17 protein-coding genes are annotated in these 21464 nt (G+C 65.2%); 10 read left to right on the top strand and 7 right to left on the bottom strand.

Annotated elements, in window-relative coordinates:
* Window positions 1-117 precede the first annotated feature (117 nt).
* Window positions 118-837, bottom strand: a complete 720-nt coding sequence (locus F3J19_RS09815; RefSeq protein WP_240158863.1) for a YdcF family protein — start codon at window positions 835-837, stop codon at window positions 118-120.
* Window positions 838-1104: 267 nt separating this feature from the next.
* Here F3J19_RS09815 and F3J19_RS09810 point away from each other — a divergent pair, with 267 nt between their 5' ends.
* Window positions 1105-1428 carry a hypothetical protein gene (locus F3J19_RS09810; RefSeq protein WP_167040199.1) on the top strand — a complete coding sequence of 108 codons (324 nt, stop codon included), beginning with the start codon at window positions 1105-1107 and terminating at the stop codon, window positions 1426-1428.
* Between the two features lie 369 nt (window positions 1429-1797).
* On the opposite strand, the gene F3J19_RS09805 is transcribed toward F3J19_RS09810, so the two are convergent.
* Together F3J19_RS09805 and F3J19_RS09800 are read right to left on the bottom strand one after the other, a co-directional pair.
* On the bottom strand, window positions 1798-2052 hold the full coding sequence (locus F3J19_RS09805) for a hypothetical protein (RefSeq protein WP_167040197.1): 255 nt from the start codon (window positions 2050-2052) through the stop codon (window positions 1798-1800).
* A gap of 381 nt (window positions 2053-2433) precedes the next feature.
* A complete protein-coding gene (locus tag F3J19_RS09800) occupies window positions 2434-2835 on the bottom strand; it encodes a transposase (RefSeq protein WP_167040195.1) in 402 nt (133 codons plus the stop codon).
* A gap of 406 nt (window positions 2836-3241) precedes the next feature.
* Here F3J19_RS09800 and F3J19_RS09795 point away from each other — a divergent pair, with 406 nt between their 5' ends.
* The 9 genes from F3J19_RS09795 (at window position 3242) to truB (ending at window position 16101) form a co-directional block, all read left to right on the top strand.
* Entirely contained in the window at window positions 3242-4144 is a 903-nt protein-coding gene (locus tag F3J19_RS09795; protein ID WP_167040193.1) for a LysR family transcriptional regulator, read from the top strand.
* A 123-nt stretch (window positions 4145-4267) separates the two neighbouring features.
* On the top strand, window positions 4268-5467 hold the full coding sequence (locus F3J19_RS09790) for a pyridoxal phosphate-dependent aminotransferase (RefSeq protein ID WP_167040191.1): 1200 nt from the start codon (window positions 4268-4270) through the stop codon (window positions 5465-5467).
* A 533-nt stretch (window positions 5468-6000) separates the two neighbouring features.
* Window positions 6001-7149, top strand: a complete 1149-nt coding sequence (gene scpB, locus F3J19_RS09785) for an SMC-Scp complex subunit ScpB (RefSeq protein ID WP_167040189.1) — start codon at window positions 6001-6003, stop codon at window positions 7147-7149.
* Between the two features lie 64 nt (window positions 7150-7213).
* Entirely contained in the window at window positions 7214-8998 is a 1785-nt protein-coding gene (gene rluB / locus F3J19_RS09780) for a 23S rRNA pseudouridine(2605) synthase RluB (protein ID WP_167040187.1), read from the top strand.
* 654 nt (window positions 8999-9652) lie between these two features.
* Window positions 9653-10111 (top strand): ribosome maturation factor RimP, encoded by a 459-nt coding sequence (gene rimP, locus F3J19_RS09775; protein ID WP_006052964.1) that lies wholly within the window; start codon window positions 9653-9655, stop codon window positions 10109-10111.
* The gene (gene nusA, locus F3J19_RS09770) at window positions 10108-11583 is read left to right on the top strand and encodes a transcription termination factor NusA (RefSeq protein ID WP_167040185.1); all 1476 of its coding nucleotides are present in this window, start codon (window positions 10108-10110) and stop codon (window positions 11581-11583) included. The genes rimP and nusA overlap by 4 nt, the downstream gene beginning before the upstream one ends.
* Window positions 11584-11677: 94 nt before the next feature.
* Window positions 11678-14599 carry a translation initiation factor IF-2 gene (gene infB, locus F3J19_RS09765; protein ID WP_167040183.1) on the top strand — a complete coding sequence of 974 codons (2922 nt, stop codon included), beginning with the start codon at window positions 11678-11680 and terminating at the stop codon, window positions 14597-14599.
* A 125-nt stretch (window positions 14600-14724) separates the two neighbouring features.
* Window positions 14725-15090, top strand: a complete 366-nt coding sequence (rbfA, locus tag F3J19_RS09760; protein ID WP_167040181.1) for a 30S ribosome-binding factor RbfA — start codon at window positions 14725-14727, stop codon at window positions 15088-15090.
* 75 nt (window positions 15091-15165) lie between these two features.
* Window positions 15166-16101 carry a tRNA pseudouridine(55) synthase TruB gene (gene truB / locus F3J19_RS09755; protein ID WP_167040179.1) on the top strand — a complete coding sequence of 312 codons (936 nt, stop codon included), beginning with the start codon at window positions 15166-15168 and terminating at the stop codon, window positions 16099-16101.
* A 140-nt stretch (window positions 16102-16241) separates the two neighbouring features.
* On the opposite strand, the gene F3J19_RS09750 is transcribed toward truB, so the two are convergent.
* The 4 genes from F3J19_RS09750 to F3J19_RS09735 form a co-directional block, all read right to left on the bottom strand.
* Window positions 16242-17804, bottom strand: coding sequence for a DHA2 family efflux MFS transporter permease subunit (locus F3J19_RS09750; protein WP_167040177.1), 1563 nt, complete (start codon window positions 17802-17804; stop codon window positions 16242-16244).
* 45 nt (window positions 17805-17849) lie between these two features.
* Entirely contained in the window at window positions 17850-19091 is a 1242-nt protein-coding gene (locus tag F3J19_RS09745; RefSeq protein WP_167040175.1) for an EmrA/EmrK family multidrug efflux transporter periplasmic adaptor subunit, read from the bottom strand.
* A 90-nt stretch (window positions 19092-19181) separates the two neighbouring features.
* Window positions 19182-20696 (bottom strand): efflux transporter outer membrane subunit, encoded by a 1515-nt coding sequence (locus tag F3J19_RS09740; protein WP_167040173.1) that lies wholly within the window; start codon window positions 20694-20696, stop codon window positions 19182-19184.
* Between the two features lie 49 nt (window positions 20697-20745).
* Complete coding sequence (locus F3J19_RS09735; protein ID WP_167040171.1) at window positions 20746-21261, bottom strand: MarR family transcriptional regulator; 516 nt, start codon at window positions 21259-21261, stop codon at window positions 20746-20748.
* Window positions 21262-21464 lie beyond the last annotated feature (203 nt).

Below are 21464 nucleotides of genomic sequence, written 5' to 3'. Positions count from 1 at the left end.
CGATTGCAAGCCGCTTCAAATCGGCATCGGGCATGCCGCGCCGGTTTGGCGCGCAGCCGGGAGAGTATTTCGCATTGTTAGATGACATGCGGCATCACGGCGTCGGGCCGTAGGCCGTCAGAACCAGCCCAGTGCCCGATACACGTGAAATTGCGCAATCCCGATCAGCTCATGCAGCGCGATTTCGGCGGCCACGAGATTGTCGTAATGCGGCAGCATCCCAAGCCGCACATGCCGGGCGCTCGAAATCTGCGGCTGCGGCGTGATCCCGAAGTGATGAAAGTCGAGCAGCGCGCGCGGCATCTGATACGCCGACGTGACCAGTATCAACGTGTCGTAATGTGAATGGCCCACAATGGCCGAGACGTTGCGCGCGTTTTCGTATGTCGTGCGGCTGTCTTTCTCGAGCACGATGTCCGCGCGCGGCACCTGCCGGCGCAGCAGATAGGGCAGGTAGGTGTCGGCTTCGGTCGCGCTGTGCCGCTGCGGGTTGCCGCCGCTCACGATCACCGCGCAGGTCGCCGCCGTCTGCTTGCAGGCCGCGTAGTTCTGCGCACTCACCTCGATGCGCCTGAGCGCGTCGCGCGGTGGCACGAGCACGTCGTTGTCGTCGTAGATCGTGCCGCCGCCGAGCAGGATGATCGCGGTGCGCGGCGCAAACGCCGCGGGCGCCGCGCTATGCCGGTCGGGCTGCGCGAGATCGAGCAGCGGCACGGTCAGCCAGCCGGCCGCGAGCAGCCAGAACAGGACGATCGCGCAAACGGCCAGAGGGCGGCGCACGCGTTTCCATAACACGATTGCTGCAAAAAAAAGCGTCAATAAAGTGAATAGAATCAATTTAAATGCGGTAACGTATATCTTTCGGGACAAATCTACGGGCTTGCCATCGCGCCGCGGCGGTTGCATCGTCGGTTCGTAGACAGAACGCTAACATGCCGTTCGGACGGGGGTTCCGAAAACGAGACCAGGCAGCACCTGGCGGAAATCCGCGAGCCGGCCTAGGCCGAGCCGCGGGCCAGAGAGGCGGGTGCCACACGCGTGACCAGTGGCGCGGTGACGTGTTGGCATGGATGTGTCATGGCTGCACTTTAAGAAAGAAGTGAGATGACAACGTATTCCAACGAAGCTGTACTTGAAGCGCTGCGGCGAGCGCAATATCGTCAGGTTCCCTGGGCCAGAAGGCCTGGTGTTTTCCAGTATCTTCGCGCGCTGGGTCTGATGGATACCGTTCGACAGCGCACCGTCGCGCCGGCGCCGGGGTTTCATGCCCCCGTCGACATCGCCGTGCTCACCGAGCGGGGCAGAGCCGAATTCGCAAGGCTCGAGCACGACGAGCGGATGCTCACGTGGACCGCGCAGCGCATGAACGACTATGTGCTCGCCGCGGCCGAACCGCAGTCCGCCGCGACGCTCGAAGCCCGGAATTAGGTTCATCGTTCCCTCAGGCGCAATGTGCGCCGGTTGTTTGCCATTGCTCGTGTAACGTCCGCATAGGTCCATCGTTTCCTCGGCGGGCGGTTTCTTCCGCTGACCGGCCGCATCGCACGGCAGGTGGTGATCCGCTGCTTCCATTCCTCGATGAACCTCCGGCGCGCTTGCGCGATGCCGTTGCGCGTGCGCGAAAAAAAGCCCGTATCGCGAAGATACGGGCGTACCGGAATTACTACTGCCACGCTGTGCTAATGGCGTTGAATCAGACTGCGCCCGGCGCCCGGTGGTTCCCCGATGATTCGATCGGGATACGACTTCATGCGATCGGCCCCGCCGCCCACGGGCCGGACGCCGATCCATGCACGACTAACGACGTCGCGATTGATCGTCGCGTTGAGCATCGGGCCGCGCCCGCACATTGCTGGCGATATCGCCGCGCAAGTCGCCGCGCGGCACGGGCGGTGTGAAGTCGCGGTTGCGCGCATCGCCGTGCTGCCATGCTTCGAGCGTGGCCGGCCGGTCCGGCCGCCAGTTCCATCCCTGCGGATGCTGTTGAGCGACTGCTGGTGCGGCCATCGCTGAAATCACAATGCCACACACAAGCACGGACATTGGTTTCATGCTGAGGTCCCCCTCAAGCCCCTGGAATCAAGGCCTGTTTGCATAGCTACAAAGGTAGGCCGGGTCGCGAAAGCGCGCTGTAATTAATAGTAAATGGATGTTTCACCCGGAGCCGTTCGTGGCCCGGCGTATCTGCCGGAGACGGCGCGGGACGAGGCGCGCCTGGCGGTGGACGGAAAGGAAAAGCAGGCTCCCTATGCGTAAGCGCGAGCGGATACAGGAAGACAGGAAGGGGAGCGCGGGAAGCGGGGCGCCCGCGGCAAGTCGCGGGCTTGCCGCGGGCTCGCGTACGAACCACGATGCGGATCGCGGCCGGATAAAAACCGGGCGCCCGCAGGCGCCCGGTGGCAAGGCAATTAAGGCAGTTTCGGCAGTGTCGCGTCAGGCCATCTTGGCCGGCGCGCGCCACGATTCCGGATTGGTCCAGAACGCGCCGCGCAGACGATCGCGGCTCGGCGGCACCGGCGGTTTCGCGGCGGTTGCCCCGATCCGGCCGCGCAGCGAAATTTCACGGCCGCTCGTGCCAAGCAGCTTGACTATTTCCGCGAGCGTGCCATCGGCCTGCCACTCGTCGAAGCGCCGGCGGCAAGTCGGCGGGGACGGATAACGGCCCGGCAACTTGGACCAGCCTTCGCCCGTCGACAGCACCCAAAGCACGGCATTGACCACCGCGCGCGCTTCCACGCGCGGCCGGCCGCGCCGTTCACTGCGCGCCGGTTCGGCGCAGAACAAAGCTTCGACCAGCGCCCACTCGTTGTCTCTCAAATCGTCGAACAGCATCATGTTTCACCTCAGCGAAGCTAACTCCGGTGCGCTGCCCCGCGCCGCGCACTCTTTCCGCACTCGACAGGGCGAGTGCCAAAGGGGACGGCTCGCCACGATCCGCTAATCGGCCAGAAGTCATGGCGCCGACCCTGTGCGTCTCCTCACGCACGAAGTGTGCCAATCTGGTTCAGATCGCCTGAAAACCCCGTGGCAGCGGGCCAGTGCGGGCGCCAGCCAGGGCCGTATGAGAATCCAAAAAAACCATTTCGCAAATCGGGACAATCACCAATCTTGTGCAGTCAAGCCCGGCCAGCGTGCGTTTGCGCCTTTTTTGCCGCATTGCAGCGAATCCCGCCGAAGGCGCGATACGCCTGCATTTGGCCTTAGAATGCGCATCAAATCGCGCTATTGATGAGGTGGATAAATGAATGTGACGCTGCGGCAACTCAGGGTTTTCATCGAGGTGGCCCGCTTGCAAAGCTTCAGCCGGGCGGGCGATGAAATCGGCCTGACGCAGTCGGCGGTCAGTCGCTGCGTGCGCGAACTCGAGAGCGAGATCGGCCTGAAACTGATCGACCGTACGACGCGCGAGGTGCAGCTGACCGACGTCGGCGGCAACCTCGTGTCGAGCGTGTCGCGGCTGCTCGCGGATCTCGACGACGCCTTGCGCGAAATCCGCGAAATCGGCGAGCAGCGGCGCGGCCGCGTGGTGGTGGCGGCGAGCCCGACCGTCGCGTGCCGGCTGATGCCGCGCGTGGTGGCGTCGTGCGTGCAGCAGTTTCCGTACGTCACGCTGGGCTTGCGCGACGACGTGCAGAGCGACGTAATGCGCAAGGTGAAGTCGGGCGAGGTCGATTTCGGCGTGATCATCGGTCCTTTCACCGACGACGATCTGCTCAGCGAAACGCTGATGACCGATTCGTTCTGCGTCGTCTCGCGCAACGATCATCGGCTCGCCGCGCGCAACCAGGTCGCGTGGCGGGATCTCGACGGCGAGCGGCTCGTGATGCTCGACTATGCCTCGGGCAGCCGGCCGATCATCGACGCCGTGATGCAGGAGCAGGGCGTGAACGCCAGCGTCGTGCAGGAGCTCGGGCATTCCGCGACCGTCTTCGGGCTTGTCGAGGCGGGCGTCGGCATCAGCGTGTTGCCGTGGCTCGCGTTGCCGTTGCCGGCGGGCGCGTCGCTGGTCGCGCGAGCGCTCGTGCCGCGCGCGGAGCGCCGGGTGGAACTCGTGCGGCGGCGCGATCGATCGCTGTCGCCGGCGGCCGAGGCCGTGTGGAACCTGATCCGGCAGTTGCCGGGACGGGCCGAGGAGTTGCCCTAGCGGGCAATCCGCAGCCACCGCGCCGCTGCCCGGCCACACGGCGCGCTAAACTACCGCCTTGGCCGGGCACGCCTGTCGCGCGTGCGCCCCGAGCCGCTATCTTTCATCCATCCGGAAGCCTCGATGAGCGAATTGGACCTGCCCGTGCCCTCCACCCCGAATGCGCGCGACGCCGTGCGCGCGCTGCGTCCGTCGCAAATCCGCGAAGTCGCCAATGCCGGTTTCGGTGTCGAGAACGTGCTGCCGTTCTGGTTCGGCGAGTCCGACCGGGTCACGCCCGCGTTTATCCGCGACGCCGCCAGTGCCGCGCTGGCCGCCGGTGCCACGTTCTACACGCATAACCTCGGCATCGCGCCGTTGCGCGCGGCGCTGGCCCGCTATGTGAGCGAGCTGCACGGTGCGACGTCGGCCGATCACGTCGCGGTGACGAGCGCCGGCGTCAACGCGCTGATGCTGGCCGCGCAACTGGTGGTCGGCGCCGGCGATCGCGTGGTCGCGGTGACGCCGCTGTGGCCCAACCTGGTCGAGATTCCGAAGATTCTCGGCGCGCATGTCGAAACCGTTTCGCTCGGCTATGGCGAGCGCGGCTGGCAACTCGACGTCGGCCAATTGCTGGCCGCGCTGACGCCCGGCACGAAGATGCTGATGATCAACTCGCCGAACAATCCGACCGGCTGGGTGATGAGCCGCGACGATCAGCGCAGCGTGCTCGAGCATTGCCGTCGTCATGGCATCTGGATCGTCGCGGACGAGGTCTACGAGCGGCTCTATTACGCGGACGGCGCGCGCACCGCGCCGTCGTTTCTCGATCTGGCCACGCGCGACGAACGTGTGATCTGCGTGAATTCGTTCTCGAAGGCATGGCTGATGACGGGCTGGCGGCTCGGCTGGATCGTCGCGCCGGCCGCGTTGATGGACGATCTGGCCAAGCTCGTCGAGTACAACACGTCGTGCGCACCCTCGTTCGTCCAGCAGGCGGGCATTGCCGCGCTCGAGCAGGGCGAGCGGTTCACGCAGGAGCTGGTGCGCGACCTGAAGGCGTCGCGCGATCATCTGGTGCAGGCGTTATCGACGGTGCCGGGTGTCGACGTGAAGGCGCCGTTGGGCGCGATGTATCTGTTCTTCTCGATGCCGGGCGCGGCGCACAGCCTCGAACTGTGCAAGGCGATGGTGCGCGAGGCGGGGCTCGGTATTGCGCCGGGTAGCGCGTTCGGGCCGCAGGGCGAGGGCTTCGTGCGCTGGTGCTATGCGTGCGATACGGCGCGGCTGGATGCGGGCGTCGAGCGGCTGAGAAAGTTTCTGGCGCGCCCCGCGGGCGCCTGAGCGCGGAGGCTTGGCGGCGCGGATTCCGGCGTCGAGCGGGATTTCGCGACTGAGCCCGAAGCCCGGGCCGAATGGGGGCTGAGGCTCGGATAGCGCGCGGCTGAAGCTGGGCGGAAATCGATGAGGCTTCCGGCGAACTTTGCCTCGGTCGCTGCCGGAAATGCGTAGGCAGCAGACCCGCCCCCCGGCCGGTGGCCTACGCCTCGCGAACGGCAAAAAAATGGCCTCGGCGGATTTTCTGTTTCCGTTCATCCGTTTGGCGCCCGGGCGTGTCCGTCGGCGCGCCACGAGACGGTACGTGGGGGATTCCGGCTTTACGCCCCGGTCGTTTTTGCGTAATATGGCGCTCAGTCACGCGATTCCCTTCAGGAATATCGCTGCTCCGTCCGGCTGGGTCAGGTTCGATAAGTCTGTTCGCCGCCCCCCGGTGCGTGCTCCCATCAATATGACCGATCAGAATCGGGCGAGCGCGTCTTCAGTTCCACATCGTCTGTTTGATCCGGTTCTTTGACCACAGGGTCTGACCTAGCTGCATGAATACCCAAGAGGCGAAGATCGTCCTCGAGACTGCCTTGATCTGCGCGCAGGAGCCGTTAAAGCTCGGCGATTTGCGCAAGCTCTTTGCCGACGGCGTGTCGGCAGACACCGTTCGGACGTTGCTCGAAGACCTCAAGCGGGACTGGTCCGGGCGCGGTGTGGAGCTGGTCGGGCTGGCGTCGGGCTGGCGGTTTCAAAGCAAGCCCGCGATGCGTTCGTATCTGGATCGTCTGCATCCGGAAAAACCGCCGAAATATTCGCGTGCGGTACTCGAAACGCTCGCGATCATTGCCTACCGGCAACCGGTCACGCGGGGCGATATCGAAGAAATTCGCGGTGTGACGGTGAATACGCAGGTCGTCAAGCAACTGGAGGATCGCGGCTGGATCGAGGTGATCGGTCATCGCGACGTGCCGGGACGTCCGGCGCTCTACGCGACCACGCGCCAGTTTCTCGACGACCTCGGACTCACGGCGCTCGACGAATTGCCGCCGCTTGCCGATCCGTCGGCGCAACTGAATGCGGATCTGCTGGGCCAGCACGCCATCGAGTTCGCTGAGGGCGAGGCTGAGGCCGCGCAGGGAGCGGGCGATGCGCAGAGCGAGGGCGACGAGCCATCGTCGGAGTCGGCAATGCCCGTTGAAATGGCCGTGGCGACTGGCGTGACGGGCGAACCGGAAGCGGCGCAGAAGTCGGCGCAAACGGAACCGGCCGGCCAGGCAGCACAGACCGGGCCGGCATTCGAAGCGCCACAGCGTCCGGATATGGCCGGGCCGGGCGGCGCCGTCGGCGAGACTGGCGCGGCGCACGAAGCAATACGCGAAGTCACGAACAAAGTTACAAACGACGCGACAGACGCAACCAACCCCGCAGCAAGCGACGCCACAAACGCCGCTCAAGAACACGCCGAAACGGCAAACGCAGTACCGCGGAGCGGCGTCGCCGGGACTGCACAGCATCACGATCCGGTCTCCCAGACCGATTCGGCAGCACTCGCGCACGACTCGGGCATGTCTCGCAACACGGAGCATGCGGCCGGGCCGAACCCGATCGAGGCGGCGCACGACGATTCCGAGGATCGCCGTGAGGCCGCACAGGACGCAGGCTTTCTGACCGACGACGAAACCGAGTCGCGCAGCGCCTGACGTAACCGAACTTTTTTTGCCGCGCCCGCAACGGGCGCGCGCGACCTGACATTTTGAGGTTGTTTTGACACATACCCACGACACCGATTCGTCCGAATCCGAGCGCGCCGTGCCGTCGGCGCGGGCCGACGAAGCGCGCAACCCGCAAGCGCCGGCAGGCGAGGGCGAGCGCCCGGCACAGAGCGCGGAAGCCGACGGCGAAGAGCGTCCGCGCCGCGGTCTGCGTCGCGGGCCGCGCAGCCTGATCGCGCGCCGCCGCGCCGGGGCGAAGACGAAGGCTGCCGAAAACGCGTCCATGCAGGCCGCGCCGGTCGTTACCGAGGCGCCGCCGGATGGCGAGGTCGTCGCGCAGGTGCGCATGCCGCGCAAGGACGCGGGCGCGAAGCAGGGCGCGCGGCGCAATGCGGGCGGCGCGAAACGAGAGGGGCAACGCGAGGGTCAGCAAGGCCAGCGCGAGCGTCAGCCGCGTGAGGGTCAACGCGAGGGGCAGCGCCAGAACCGTCGCGGCGCCGACGCAAGCGTGGCTGCGGATTCCGCTCAAGACGATCTGTTCTCGTACGTGACGTCGCCGGCGTTCGACGCCGACAACAGCACGACCGGCGGCGTGCGCGCGCCGATGCTGCGCCGAGGCAAGGCGGCCGGTCCGAAGCGCGTGCTGTCGCCGGACGACGACGCGCCGAAGCTGCACAAGGTGCTCGCCGAAGCGGGCATGGGCTCGCGCCGCGACATGGAAGAGCTGATCATCGCCGGCCGCGTGTCGGTGAACGGCGAGCCGGCGCACATCGGCCAGCGCATCATGCCGACCGACCAGGTTCGCATCAACGGCAAGCCGGTCAAGCGCAAGCTGGCGAGCAAGCCGCCGCGCGTGCTGCTGTACCACAAACCGACCGGCGAAATCGTCAGCCACGCGGACCCGGAAGGCCGTCCGTCGGTGTTCGACAAACTCCCGCCGATGAAGACCGCCAAGTGGGTCGCCGTCGGCCGTCTCGACTTCAACACCGAAGGTCTGCTGATGCTGACCACCTCGGGCGATCTCGCGAACCGCTTCATGCATCCGCGCTACAGCGTCGAGCGCGAGTACGCGGTGCGGGTGGTCGGCGAACTCGCGGAAGGCATGCGCCAGAAGCTGCTGCACGGCGTCGAGCTCGAGGACGGTCCGGCGAATTTCCTGCGCATCCGCGATGGCGGCGGCGAAGGCACCAATCACTGGTATCACGTCGCGCTTGCCGAAGGGCGTAACCGCGAGGTGCGCCGTATGTTCGAGGCAGCCGGGCTGATGGTCAGCCGGCTGATCCGCACGCGCCACGGCCCGATCTCGCTGCCGAAGGGGCTGAAACGCGGCCGCTGGGAGGAACTCGACGACAACCAGGTGCGCGCGCTGATGGCGTCGGTCGGCCTGAAGGCGCCGAGCGAGGAGCGCGGTGGCCGCAATGCGGCGCCGGAGCGCCGGCAGCCGGACCCGATGCAGACGTCGATGGGCTTCATCAACCGCGAGCCGGTGCTGATGTCGCATAGCCGCTTCGAGCAGCAGCCGCGCGGTCAGGGCCGCCGGGGTGCGGCGGGCGGCGGCTTCGGTACGGGTATGGGCGGCGGTGCCGGTACCGGCTACGGCAACCGCGGTGCCGGCGGTCAGCGCGGCCGCGATGTCGACGGCAATCGTGCGCCGTCGCCCAACGGCAATCGCGCCCGCCCGGGCGGCAAGCGTGCCGCTCCCGGTAACACGGGCAATCGCGCACCGGGCGGCAATCGTGGCGGTAACGCCAATCGCGGCGGCGGCAACACAGGGGCGGGCGGCGCAAATCGTGGCAACGGTGGCGGTACGGCACGCGGCCGTTCGCGCGGCCGCTAAGCGGAGTTTCTCGTGGTGGTTGGGGCGGCCGCCTGCTTGAACGAGGCAAGGCGGCTGTCCCCAGGTAATCAGCGGATGGCGGTCATGCTGCCATCGACGGCGTCGGGCGCTTGATCGATCCCTTCGGCAAGCGACGCCGTTTGCGCACGACAGCGAGCCGTGACTCGTTTTTAGCGGTTTTTCCGGCTCGCCATTGGCCGCGCTCAGCAGGTCTTTCGGATTTGGGAATGCGCGCGAAACCGCGGCGCGAATCAATGCGGGACGAGTCGCCCAAACTCAACGGCGAGATTCGTCCGGGTGCTGTTTGAGGCAATACGGGCCGTTCCGTAAAAGCCCGATCTTGCCGCCGCTTTTCCCAAAGATTCCTATTAAATCAAGCGGAAATGCGCGCCGTGCAGCGTTCGGCGGATTGCGTTTGGGCCGAAAAATGGCTACAATCGCGGAGTCGCTGGGCGTACGGTTTTTCATGTGCGGCTCAGGTGCGACCACCGGCAACAAGATGATGGGCGTTCAGCCCATTTTTTTTTGCCGCTTACTTCAGCGTGGTTCGGCATCTCGGGTTCGCACGAACGTGCGCCGGCTTGGCGCGCGGCCCGCATTGGTTGTTTGCTGAAGAGGCGCGAGGCTCGCTGCGCGAACATCTAAGAGGGCATTGTGCAACTGACGGAACTGATTGAAACCACGGTCGTGGGACTCGGCTACGAGCTCGTCGATCTCGAGCGCACCGGGCGCGGCATGTTGTGTATCTATATCGACCAGCCGGCCGGCATCGCGATCGAAGACTGCGAGAAGGTCACGCGTCAGCTCCAGCACGTTCTGACGGTCGAAAATATCGATTATGAGCGGCTTGAAGTGTCGTCGCCGGGTCTCGACCGCCCGCTGAAAAAACTGGCGGATTTTGAGCGCTTCGCGGGCAGCGAGGCGGTAATCACACTGAAAAAGCCATTGGACGGACGGAAATCGTACCGGGGCATTCTGCATGCTCCGCAAGGCGAGACGATCGGTCTGGAATTTGAAGGAAAAGAAGGCGCCGCGATGCTCGATTTCACGCTCGCGGACATGGACAAGGCGCGCCTTGTTCCGAAAGTTGACTTTAGGAGCCGCAAACAATGAGTCGCGAAGTGTTGATGCTGGTGGATGCGCTGGCACGCGAGAAGAATGTCGATAAGGACGTGGTATTTGCCGCGCTCGAAGCGGCTCTCGCTTCGGCCTCCAAGAAACTCTTCGAAGAAGATGCGGATATTCGCGTCCATATCGACCGTGAAAGCGGCGAGCACGAAACGTTTCGCCGCTGGAAGGTGGTGCCGGACGAAGCCGGGCTGCAGGAGCCGGATCAGGAAATCCTGCTGTTCGAGGCTCGCGAGCAGCAGCCCAATATCCAGCTCGACGAGTTCATCGAAGAACCGGTGCCGTCGATCGAATTCGGCCGTATCGGTGCGCAGGCCGCCAAGCAGGTGATCCTGCAGAAGGTGCGCGACGCCGAACGCGAGCAGATCCTGAACGACTTCCTCGAGCGCGGTGAGCACATCATGACCGGCTCGGTGAAGCGCCTCGACAAGGGCAACTTCATCGTCGAATCGGGCCGTGTCGAAGCGTTGCTGCGCCGCGACCAGCTGATTCCGAAGGAAAACCTGCGCGTGGGCGACCGCGTGCGCGCCTATATCGCCAAGGTCGACCGCACCGCGCGTGGTCCGCAGATCGAGCTGTCGCGCACGGCGCCCGAATTCCTGATGAAGCTGTTCGAGATGGAAGTGCCGGAAATCGAGCAGGGTTTGCTCGAGATCAAGGCCGCCGCTCGCGATCCGGGCGTGCGCGCGAAGATCGGCGTGGTCGCCTATGACAAGCGCATCGATCCGATCGGCACCTGTGTCGGCATTCGCGGCTCGCGCGTGCAGGCCGTCCGTAATGAGCTCGGTGGCGAAAACGTCGACATCGTGCTATGGTCGGAAGACCCCGCCCAGTTCGTGATCGGCGCTCTCGCGCCGGCAGCCGTGCAGTCGATCGTCGTCGATGAAGAAAAACATTCGATGGACGTCGTCGTCGACGAGAACGAACTCGCGGTCGCGATCGGCCGCAGCGGCCAGAACGTGCGTCTTGCCAGCGAACTCACCGGCTGGCAGATCAACATCATGACGCCGGACGAATCTGCGCAGAAGCAGAATCAGGAGCGCGGCGTTCTGCGCGACCTGTTCATGGCGCGTCTCGATGTCGACGAGGAAGTCGCCGACATCCTGATCGACGAAGGCTTCACGAGCCTCGAAGAGATCGCCTACGTGCCGCTCAACGAAATGCTCGAAATCGAGGCATTCGACGAAGACACCGTTCACGAACTCCGTAACCGCTCGCGCGACGCATTGCTGACGCAGGCGATCGCGAACGAAGAAAAGGTCGAAAATGTAGCGCTCGACCTGAAGAGCCTGGACGGCATGGACGCCGACCTGCTCGCGAAGCTGGCCGAACATCAGGTTCAGACGCGCGACGAACTCGCCGAGCTGGCCGTGGATGAACTGGTCGAGATGACCGGAATGGAAGAGGATGCCGCTAAGGCGTTGATCATGAAAGCACGTGAACACTGGTTCCAGTGAGAAATGACCATGGCGCACTGAATTGAACGCGGCCGCGAGGCCGCATGACCCGATGCTAACCGCAAGGAATCGGTCCTTGCATTAAGAGGAATGAATGGCGAGTAACAACGTAGCCCAATTTGCCGCGGAACTGAAAATGCCTGCTGGCGTGCTGCTCGAGCAGCTGCAGGCAGCGGGCGTCCAGAAGGCGAGCGAAGACGACAACCTGTCCGAGGCGGACAAGGCGCGTCTGCTCGATCACTTGCGCAAGTCGCATGGCTCGAACGATGCCGACAAGCGCAAGATCACGCTGACGCGCCGGCATACGTCGGAGATCAAGCAGTCCGATGCGACGGGCAAAGCTCGCACCATTCAGGTCGAGGTGCGCAAGAAGCGCACGTTCGTCCGCCGCGACGAGACCGTCGCGGAAGGCGGGGATGCATCGAATCATGTGGCCGAGAGTTCGGATGCCGAAGATCTCGAACTTCAGCGTCGTGAAGAGGAAGCGCGTCACGAGGCCGAACTGCTCGAAAAGCAGGCGCAGGAACTGAAAGCTCGCCAGGAACAGCTCGAACGCGAAGAGGCCGAGCGCCAGGCGCGCGAGCAGGCTGCAGAAGCCGAGCGTCAGCGCGCGGAAGAAGAGGCGAAGAAGCGCGCGGCGGCTGTGGCCGAAGCGGCGGCTCGCGAGAAGGCCCAGCAGGCGGCACAGGCTGCGGAGCCGGTTGCCGCGAAGGGCAGCGAGCAGGACGACGAACGCGCGGCGGCGGAACGTGCTGCGCAACGCGAAGCCGCGAAAAAAGCGGAAGACGCCGCGCGTCAGGCCGCCGAGAAAGCGCGTGCCGAGCAGGAAGAAATCGCCAAGCGCCGCGCGGCGGCGGAAGCCGAAGCGCGCGCGATTCGCGAAATGATGAACACGCCGCGCAAGGCGCAGGTGAAGGCGCCGGAACCGGCACCGAAGCCCGTCGAGCCGGCCAAGGCCGCCGAAGCGAAGGGCACGCTGCACAAGCCGGCCCGTCCGGCAGGCGAAGCGCCGGCCCGTCCGGCTGCGAAAAAGCCGGCAGCCGCGGCGCCGGCCTCGACCACGAGCGCTCCGTCCGCCGGCGACAAGAAAAAACCCGGCGGCGGCAAGAGCGGCAGCTGGCAGGACGACGCAGCGAAGCGCCGCGGCATCAAGACGCGCGGCGATTCGAGCGGTGGCGTCGATCGCGGCTGGCGCGGCGGTCCGAAGGGCCGCGGCAAGCATCAGGAACAGTCCACCACGTTCCAGGCGCCGACCGAGCCGATCGTGCGTGAAGTGCACGTGCCGGAAACCATCACCGTTGCCGATCTCGCGCACAAGATGGCGGTGAAGGCGTCGGAAGTCATCAAGGTGATGATGAAGCTCGGCCAGATGGTCACGATCAACCAGATGCTGGACCAGGAAACGGCGATGATCATCGTCGAGGAACTGGGCCACCACGCGGTCGCGGCGAAGCTGGACGATCCGGAAGCGATGCTGGTCGAAGGCGAAGTGAGCGATGCCGAAGCGCTGCCGCGTCCGCCGGTCGTCACCGTGATGGGTCACGTCGACCACGGCAAGACCTCGCTGCTCGACTACATCCGCCGCGCGAAGGTGGCGGCGGGCGAAGCGGGCGGCATTACGCAGCACATCGGCGCTTACCACGTCGAAACGCCGCGCGGCGTCATCACGTTCCTCGACACGCCAGGTCACGAAGCTTTTACGGCAATGCGTGCACGCGGTGCGAAGGCCACCGACATCGTGATTCTGGTCGTGGCCGCCGACGACGGCGTGATGCCGCAGACGAAGGAAGCGATTTCCCACGCGAAGGCCGGCGGCGTGCCGCTCGTCGTCGCGATCAACAAGATCGACAAGCCGGATGCGAACCTCGAGCGCGTGAAGCAGGAGCTCGTCGCGGAAGGTGTCGTGCCGGAAGAATACGGCGGCGATTCGCCGTTCGTGCCGGTGTCGGCGAAAACCGGCGCGGGCATCGACGATCTGCTCGAAAACGTGCTGCTGCAGGCCGAAGTGCTGGAACTGAAGGCACCGGTCGAAGCACCGGCCAAGGGTCTCGTCATCGAAGCGAAGCTCGACAAGGGTAAGGGCCCGGTGGCCACGATCCTCGTGCAGTCGGGTACGCTGAACCGTGGCGACGTCGTGCTCGCGGGCAGTGCCTACGGCCGCGTGCGTGCCATGCTCGACGAAACCGGCAAGCCGACCAAGTCCGCTGGCCCGTCGATCCCGGTCGAAATCCAGGGTCTGTCGGAAGTGCCGCAGGCCGGGGAAGAAGTCATCGTCATGCCGGACGATCGCAAGGCGCGTGAAGTCGCGCTGTTCCGTCAGGGCAAGTTCCGCGACGTCAAGCTCGCGAAGCAGCAGGCCGCGAAGCTCGAAAACATGCTCGAGCAGATGGGCGAAGGCGAAGTGCAGTACATGCCGCTCATCGTCAAGGCCGACGTGCAGGGCTCGCAGGAAGCGCTGGTCCAGTCGCTGCAGAAGCTCTCCACCGACGAAGTGCGCGTGCAGATCGTGCACGGCGCGGTCGGCGGCATCAGCGAGTCGGACGTCAACCTGGCAACGGCGTCGAAGGCGGTCATCATCGGCTTCAACACCCGTGCGGATGCGCAGGCTCGCAAGCTCGCGGAATCCAACGGCGTCGACATCCGCTACTACAACATCATCTACGACGCAGTGGATGAGGTGAAGGCGGCCATGTCGGGCATGCTGGCGCCGGAGAAGCGCGAAGTCGTGACGGGCACGGTCGAAGTGCGCCAGGTCTTCAAGGTGCCAAAGGTCGGCGCGGTGGCCGGCTGTATGGTCACGGACGGTTTCGTCAAGCGCTCGTCGTCGGTGCGCGTGCTGCGCAACAACGTCGTCATCTTCACGGGCGAGCTCGATTCGCTCAAGCGCTTCAAGGACGACGTCAAGGAAGTCCGTCAGGGCTTCGAGTGCGGTATGTCGATCAAGAACTTCAACGATATCGTCGAAGGCGATCAGTTCGAAGTGTTCGAGGTCACCGAAGTCGCGCGTACGCTGTAATTCACGCGACACGGCACAACGGGCGGAGCGGGCTTTAACGCCCGCTCCGCCCGTTGTTTTTGAGGCCGCCGTTGCGCGACCGCGCGAACCATTTTTTGTATCCGTCAACGCGGATCATCAACACCATGCCTAAAAAACGTTCTTCTCCCAATCGCAACGTGCAGATCGCCGACCAGATCCAGCGCGACCTGTCGGAGTTGCTGCGCGAGGTCAAGGACCCGCGCATCGGCATCGTCACGATTCAGAGCGTCGAGCTGACGCCAGACTATGCGCACGCGAAGGTCTACTTCACGACGCTGACCGGTGACCCGCAGCAGACGCTCGAAGCGCTCAGTCATGCGGCGGGCCATCTGCACAACATGCTGTTCAAGCGCCTGCATATCCATACGGTGCCGACGCTGCATTTCCATTACGACAAAACGATCGAGCGCGCCGTCGAGATGTCGCGTCTGATCGACGAGGCGAACGCCACGCGCGCGAAAGACGACTGAGCGTGTCCCGTGCCGCGGTGTTCGCCGTAGCGCCCGGCGCCGTTTCGTATTCCTCGAAGTCTTTGCCTCACTGACATGACTGCACCTCAACGCCCCCGCGTGCCGCGTCGCGCGCTCGACGGCGTGCTGCTGCTCGACAAGCCGATCGGGCTGTCGAGCAACGACGCCCTGATTCGCGCGAAGCGTCTCTATCTGGCGAAAAAGGCGGGCCATACCGGCACGCTCGACCCGCTCGCGACCGGTCTGCTGCCGCTGTGTTTCGGCGAGGCCACCAAGTTTTCGCAAGACCTGCTCGAAGCCGACAAAACCTACGAGGCCACGATGCGCCTCGGCATTCGCACGACCACCGGCGACGCTGAAGGCGAAGCGCTCGACACGCGCGCCGTGACCTGCGACGAAGCGGCAGTGCGGGTGGCCTTGGCGCGCTTTATTGGCGATATCGTCCAGGTGCCGCCGATGTATTCGGCGCTCAAACGCGACGGCAAGCCGCTCTACGAATACGCGCGGGCCGGGCAGACGGTCGCGCGCGAAGGGCGTCAGGTGATGATCCATGCGCTCGAACTGATCGCGTGCGCGCTGCCCGACGTGACGTTTCGCGTGACGTGCAGCAAGGGCACCTATGTGCGCACGCTGGCCGAGGATATCGGCGAAGCGCTCGGTTGTGGCGCGCATCTGGTTGCGCTGCGGCGCACGGGCGTCGGCGCGCTGACGCTCGAACACGCGGTTACGCTCGATGCCTTGTCCGACGCGACGCAAGCCGAGCGAGACGGATGGCTGCAACCGGTCGATGCGTTGCTGTCGACGTTTCCCGAGGTCCACCTGAACGAAGACGACACGCGTCGCTTTCTGCACGGCCAGCGCCTGAAGCTGTCGTCGTTGACGATTGGCGCCGACGCCGCGAACGCGCCGCGCGTGAGGGTGTACGCGGCACAGGGGCGGCTCCTCGGCGTCGCGAAACAGGGCGAAGGCGTGCTGGCGCCCGAACGCCTGGTGGTGACGACCGGGAGCTAGGCTCGCGTAACGCGTGATGTCTGATCCGGAAGCGCAGCGACTTCTCTGGCCGCCGCGCAGATAAAAAAAGCGGGATCGCCATCAGGCGATCCCGCTTTTTTCATGCCGTCCTGCTTACGTTGCCGAACCGTTACGAAACCTCAGTGCGCCGCGGCCGCTGCCGCGCCGGCATCGCCGCCCGCCCGCTCCGGCCGTGTGATCCAGATCAGCGCGATCAGTGCGACGAAAATGCCGGCTGAAGTGAAGAACAGATCGTTCACGCCGAGTTGCGCGGCCTGCTGCGAGACCATGTTGTTGAAGAGGCCGTAGGTCTGCGCCTGGCTGAAGCCCGCGCTACCCATCTGCTGCATCGACTGATCGAACACCGGGTTGTACACGTTCGCCTGCGCGGTCAGCCGCGCGTGATGCGTGATCGTGCGGTGATCCCACGCGGTCTGGAAGATCGAGGTGCCGATGCCGCCGCACATGATCCGCACGAAGTTCGACAGACCCGATGCCGCCGGAATGCGATGGCCCGGCAGACCCGACAGCGTGATCGACACGAGCGGGATGAAGAAGCCGGCCATGCCGATGCCTTGAATCAGCGTCGGCAGTGTCAGCGACCACGTATCGACGCCGGTCGTATAACGCGAGCGCATCCAGAAGCACAGCGCGAATATCAGGAACGACAGCGTCGCGATATAGCGCGGATCGGTGCGCGGCAGAACCTTGCCGGTGATCGGCGAGAGCAGGATCGCGAACAGTCCGACGGGCGCCATCACGAGTCCGGCCTCGGTTGCGGTGTAGCCGAGATCGGTTTGCAGCCACAGCGGCAGCAGCACGAGATTGCCGAAGTAGAGCCCGTAGCCGATCGACAGCGCGACCGTGCCGCCCGTGAAATTACGCCGGCTGAAGAGCGACAGGTCGACGACCGGATGCTCGGCCGTCAACTCCCATACGATGAAGAACGCGAGCGCGATCACGGCAACGAGCGCGAGCACGACGATCGTCGTCGACGAGAACCAGTCGAGGTCCTTGCCCTTGTCGAGCATCACCTGCAGCGAGCCGACCCAGACGATCAGCAGGCCGAGGCCGACGCCGTCGATCGGCGCCTTCCTGATGACCGAATCGCGGTTGCGGAAGATCATCCATGTCGCGGCGGCCGCGATCGCGCCGACCGGAATGTTGACGTAGAAGATCCACGGCCATGAGATGTTGTCGGAAATCCAGCCGCCGAGAATCGGGCCGGCGACCGGCGCGATCAGCGTGGTCATGGCCCACATCGACAACGCCATCGGCGCCTTCGCGCGCGGATAGCTCGCGAGCAGCAGCGTTTGCGACAGCGGAATCATCGGACCGGCCACCGCGCCTTGCAAGACGCGCGAGGCGAGCAGGAACGGCAGGTTCGGCGAGAGTCCGCACATCCATGACGAGATCACGAACAGCACGATCGACGCCATGAAGAGGCGCACCTGGCCGATGCGGTCGGTGAGCCAGCCAGTCAGCGGCACCGAGATCGCGTTGGCGACCGCGAACGACGTGATGACCCACGTGCCCTGGTCCGACGATACGCCGAGGTCGCCGGAAATCGACGGGATCGACACGTTCGCGATCGACGTGTCGAGCACGTTCATGAACACGGCGAGCGACACCGCGATGGTGCCGATCACCAGTTGCGCGCCCTCGAGCGGCGGGTGAGGGACTTGCGCCTGAGCCTGAGCCATTGAAAAAGCCTTCTATGAATCGTCGCGCGGAGTTTTAGCTGTTCCTTAGCCCTTCTTCGCCGTCGGCTGGGCGGCCGCGCCGCCGTTTTGCACCGTCGACTTCTGCGCACCGCCGTTCGCATTCGGCCCCGCGTTTTCCGCGATGATGCGTGCGATGACCGCATCGGCTTCGTCGCCGTACTTGTCGAAGACATTGGTCTGGTAGGCCGTGGTCGGTGCCTGGCCGAGCTGGCCGCCGGTCTCGTCCTTGATGTCGACGTCAGCCTGCATCGACAGACCGATGCGCAGCGGGTGCTTTTCGAGTTCCTGCGGATCGAGCGCGATACGCACCGGCAGACGCTGCACGACCTTGATCCAGTTGCCGGTCGCATTCTGCGCCGGCAGCAGCGAGAACGCCGAACCCGTGCCGGCCGAGAAGCCGACCACCTTGCCGTGATACGGCACCGACGAACCGTACACGTCGGCCGTCAGTTCGACCGGCTGGCCGATGCGCATATGCTTGAGCTGCACTTCCTTGAAGTTCGCGTCGACCCACACGTCGTGCAGCGGCACGATCGCCATCAGCGGCGTGCCCGGCGAGACGCGCTGGCCGACCTGCACCGAGCGCTTCGCGACGTAGCCCGTGACCGGCGCCGGCAGCGTGTTGCGCGCGTTGTTCAGATACGCGTCGCGAACCTTCGCGGCGGCGGCCTGCACGTTCGGGTGATCGGTGATCGTGGTGTTCGCGGTCAGCGCGTGGTTTGCCGCCAGTTGCTGTTTGGCGGCGTCGAGCGCGGCCTGGGCGGTTTTCACGGAATCGCGGGCATGCGAGATTTCTTCCTGCGACACCGCGCCGGTTTGCGCGACGGCCAGACGGCGCTTGAGGTCGTCCTCGGCGCGCGACAGATCGGCCTGGCGCGCCGCGACCTGCGCTTCGTACTGGCTGTCGTCGGCGAACAGGCCGCGCACCTGGCGCACCACCTGCGCGAGATTGGCCTCGGCCTGTTCGAGCGCGACGCGCGCGTCGGCCGGATCGAGCACGACGAGCGGGTCGCCGGCCTTGACGACCTGTGTGTCGTCGGCGTTCACCGCGATCACGGTGCCCGTGACCTGCGGCGTGATCTGCACGACGTTGCCGCTCACGTAAGCGTCGTCGGTGTCTTCATGAAAGCGCGCGACGAGGAAGTAGTACAGGCCGTACGCGACCGCGGCAATCAGGATCACGATGACGAGCAGCGTCATCATGCGCTTGCGTTTGCCGTTGTTCGCCGTTTGCGGCGGGGTGGCGGGCTGTTGGGGAGTGCTCATTGATGTGCTCCGGGTTCTTTTGTACGGCGTCGTTGACTCGTTGATTCGTGCGGATGCGTTGGCGTTGGCGTCGGCGTGGCGGTGGGCGGCTTATTTCGCGGCGGCACTCGTATCGGTGCCGGTTGCCGATGCCGGGGCGTCGGTCGGCACCACGAGACCGCTCCGGGTTGCGTCGAAGCCGCCGCCCAGCGCCTTGATGAGGCCGATCTGCAGATCGCGGCGGCGCATCTTCAGTCCCGTCACCGTCTGCTCGGCGGCGAGCCTGTTCTCGTCGGCGGTCAGTACCTGCAACTGCGGCGACAGGCCCGCCTTGTAGCGCACCACGGCGAGCTGATACGCTTTGCTCGACGCGTCGAGCGCGCGCTGGGCGTCGCCCGACTGCTGGTCGATCGAGCGGATCGACGATACCTGCGTCGACACGTCCTGCAGCGCGTTGATCAGCGTCTGGTTGTAGTTCGCGACGTCGAGGTCGAAGTCGGCATAGCGGCCCTTCAGCTGCGCGCGCAGCGCGCCGGCGTCGAAGATCGGTAGATGGATGGCCGGGCCGAACTGGGTCTGACGGCTCGCCGCGGTCAGAAAGCGCCCCCAGCCGAGCGCGTCGAAACCGAAACCGGCCGCGAGGTTCACGTCCGGGAAAAACTCGGCTTTCGCTTCCTTGACGTCGTGCATCGCGGCTTCGACCTGCCAGCGCGCGGCGACGATGTCCGCGCGGCGCGCCACCAGATCGGCCGGGATGTTGTCCGGCAGCGCGACCGTGTCGCCGCCCGTGAGCGCGGGTTTGGCGATCTGCATGCCGCGGTCCGGGCCCTTGCCGAGCAGCGCGCCGAGCTGATAGCGCACGACCGTGATCTGGCCGTCGAGGTCGGTCAGGTTCGACTGGCTGGTCGCGATGTTGCCGACGGCCGTTTGCTTCTCGACGTTGGAGTCGAGACCGGCGGCCACGCGGCCGTTGGTGATGCGGCCGACATCCTGGCGGTTGGCGATCTCGCGCGCGGCGATATCGCGGAACGCATACAGCTGCGCGAGTTGGTTGTAGGTACTCGCCACCGACGCGGCGAGCGTCACGCGCGCCTGCTGTACGTCCGCTTCGGCGGCTTTCTGCTGCGACACGGCCTGGCCGAGACGCTGGCGGTTCTTGCCCCACAGGTCGAGGTCCCACGACGCGCTCGCGAGCACGTTGTTTTCGCTAAACCACGTGCCGCCGTACGGGGGCGGGTAGAGACCGTTCGCCGAGAACAGTTCGCGCGTCCACGAATAGCTGCCGTTGACCTTCGGGAACAGCGCCGAGCGCGAGCTTTCGATATACGACGAAGCTTTCGCGAGACGCGCCTGCGCCTGGGCGATCGACGGGCTGCCCTCGAGCGCTTCCGCGATCAGCTTCGGCAGTTGCGGGTCGCCGAACTGGTTGGCCCAGTCGAGCGAGGGCCACTGGCCACCTTCGCTGGGCAGGCTCTGCGTCGACTCATACTGCGCCGGCGACGCGATCTGCTTGTCGCTCTTCACGCCGATGTAGTTCGCGCACCCCGTGAGGGCGAGCGCCGTCACCGCGGCGGCGACGGCAGCCCGGCTCGGAAGCGCGGGCGCGGACAGGAAAAGGGATTTCATCGCTCGACTCTTTGAGTGGAAGGTAATGATGGACGCAGCAAGCAATTTCTCAGGATTTGCCGTCGGGATTGCCGGCGGCCTCGCGGGTCAGTCCCGTCTGTTCGCCGGAATTGACGAGCACCCGGCGCAGCATGCTCTTCAGGAAACCCACTTCCTCGGCGGTGAAACCGTTCAGCAGGCTGTCGAGCACACTATTAAAAATGCCCGGCATGCGGGCGGCGATTGCGTGGCCTTCGGGTGTCAGCGCGAGGCGCACGACGCGCCGGTCTTCGTTGCTGCGCACCCGGGTGAGCAGGCCGCGCTTTTCGAGCCGGTCGATCAGGCGGGTGACGGCGCTGGCGTCGATGCCGTATTCGCGGGCCAGTTCGGCGGCCAGCAGGCATTTGCCGCTCGCCACCATGAACAGGATGCTGCCCTGCTGGCTGGTGATGCCCAACTCGGCCATGCTGCGCTGCGTGATCAGGTTGGACATGGTCGATTTCACCCGCGAGAGGAGATAGCCGACGCTTTCGCCGAGTTGATACTCGCTAAGGTCCGGCATGGATTCGGTGGACGGCTCCGACATGATTCTCGTGCGAATGCAATGGTTGACTAGGCATTAGTATAGTCGGCTGTTGATTGACGCGACAAGCGTTATTACAGCTTAGGCAAGGATTTTTCCCCGATTGTTTTCCGGTTGGGCGCCAAGGGAGATGGTTCGTCGTGGCGGCGGCATCGGGCCGGGCTGCGGATCGGCGCGCACTGGGGAAGAGGAAAAGAGAGCGGTCT

It is taken from the genome of Burkholderia sp. Ax-1724, from assembly GCF_011752995.1.
In the GTDB taxonomy this organism is placed as follows: Bacteria; Pseudomonadota; Gammaproteobacteria; order Burkholderiales; family Burkholderiaceae; genus Paraburkholderia.
The sequence above is the reverse complement of the archived record's forward strand: the minus strand, read 5'-3'. Positions and strand labels throughout refer to the sequence as shown.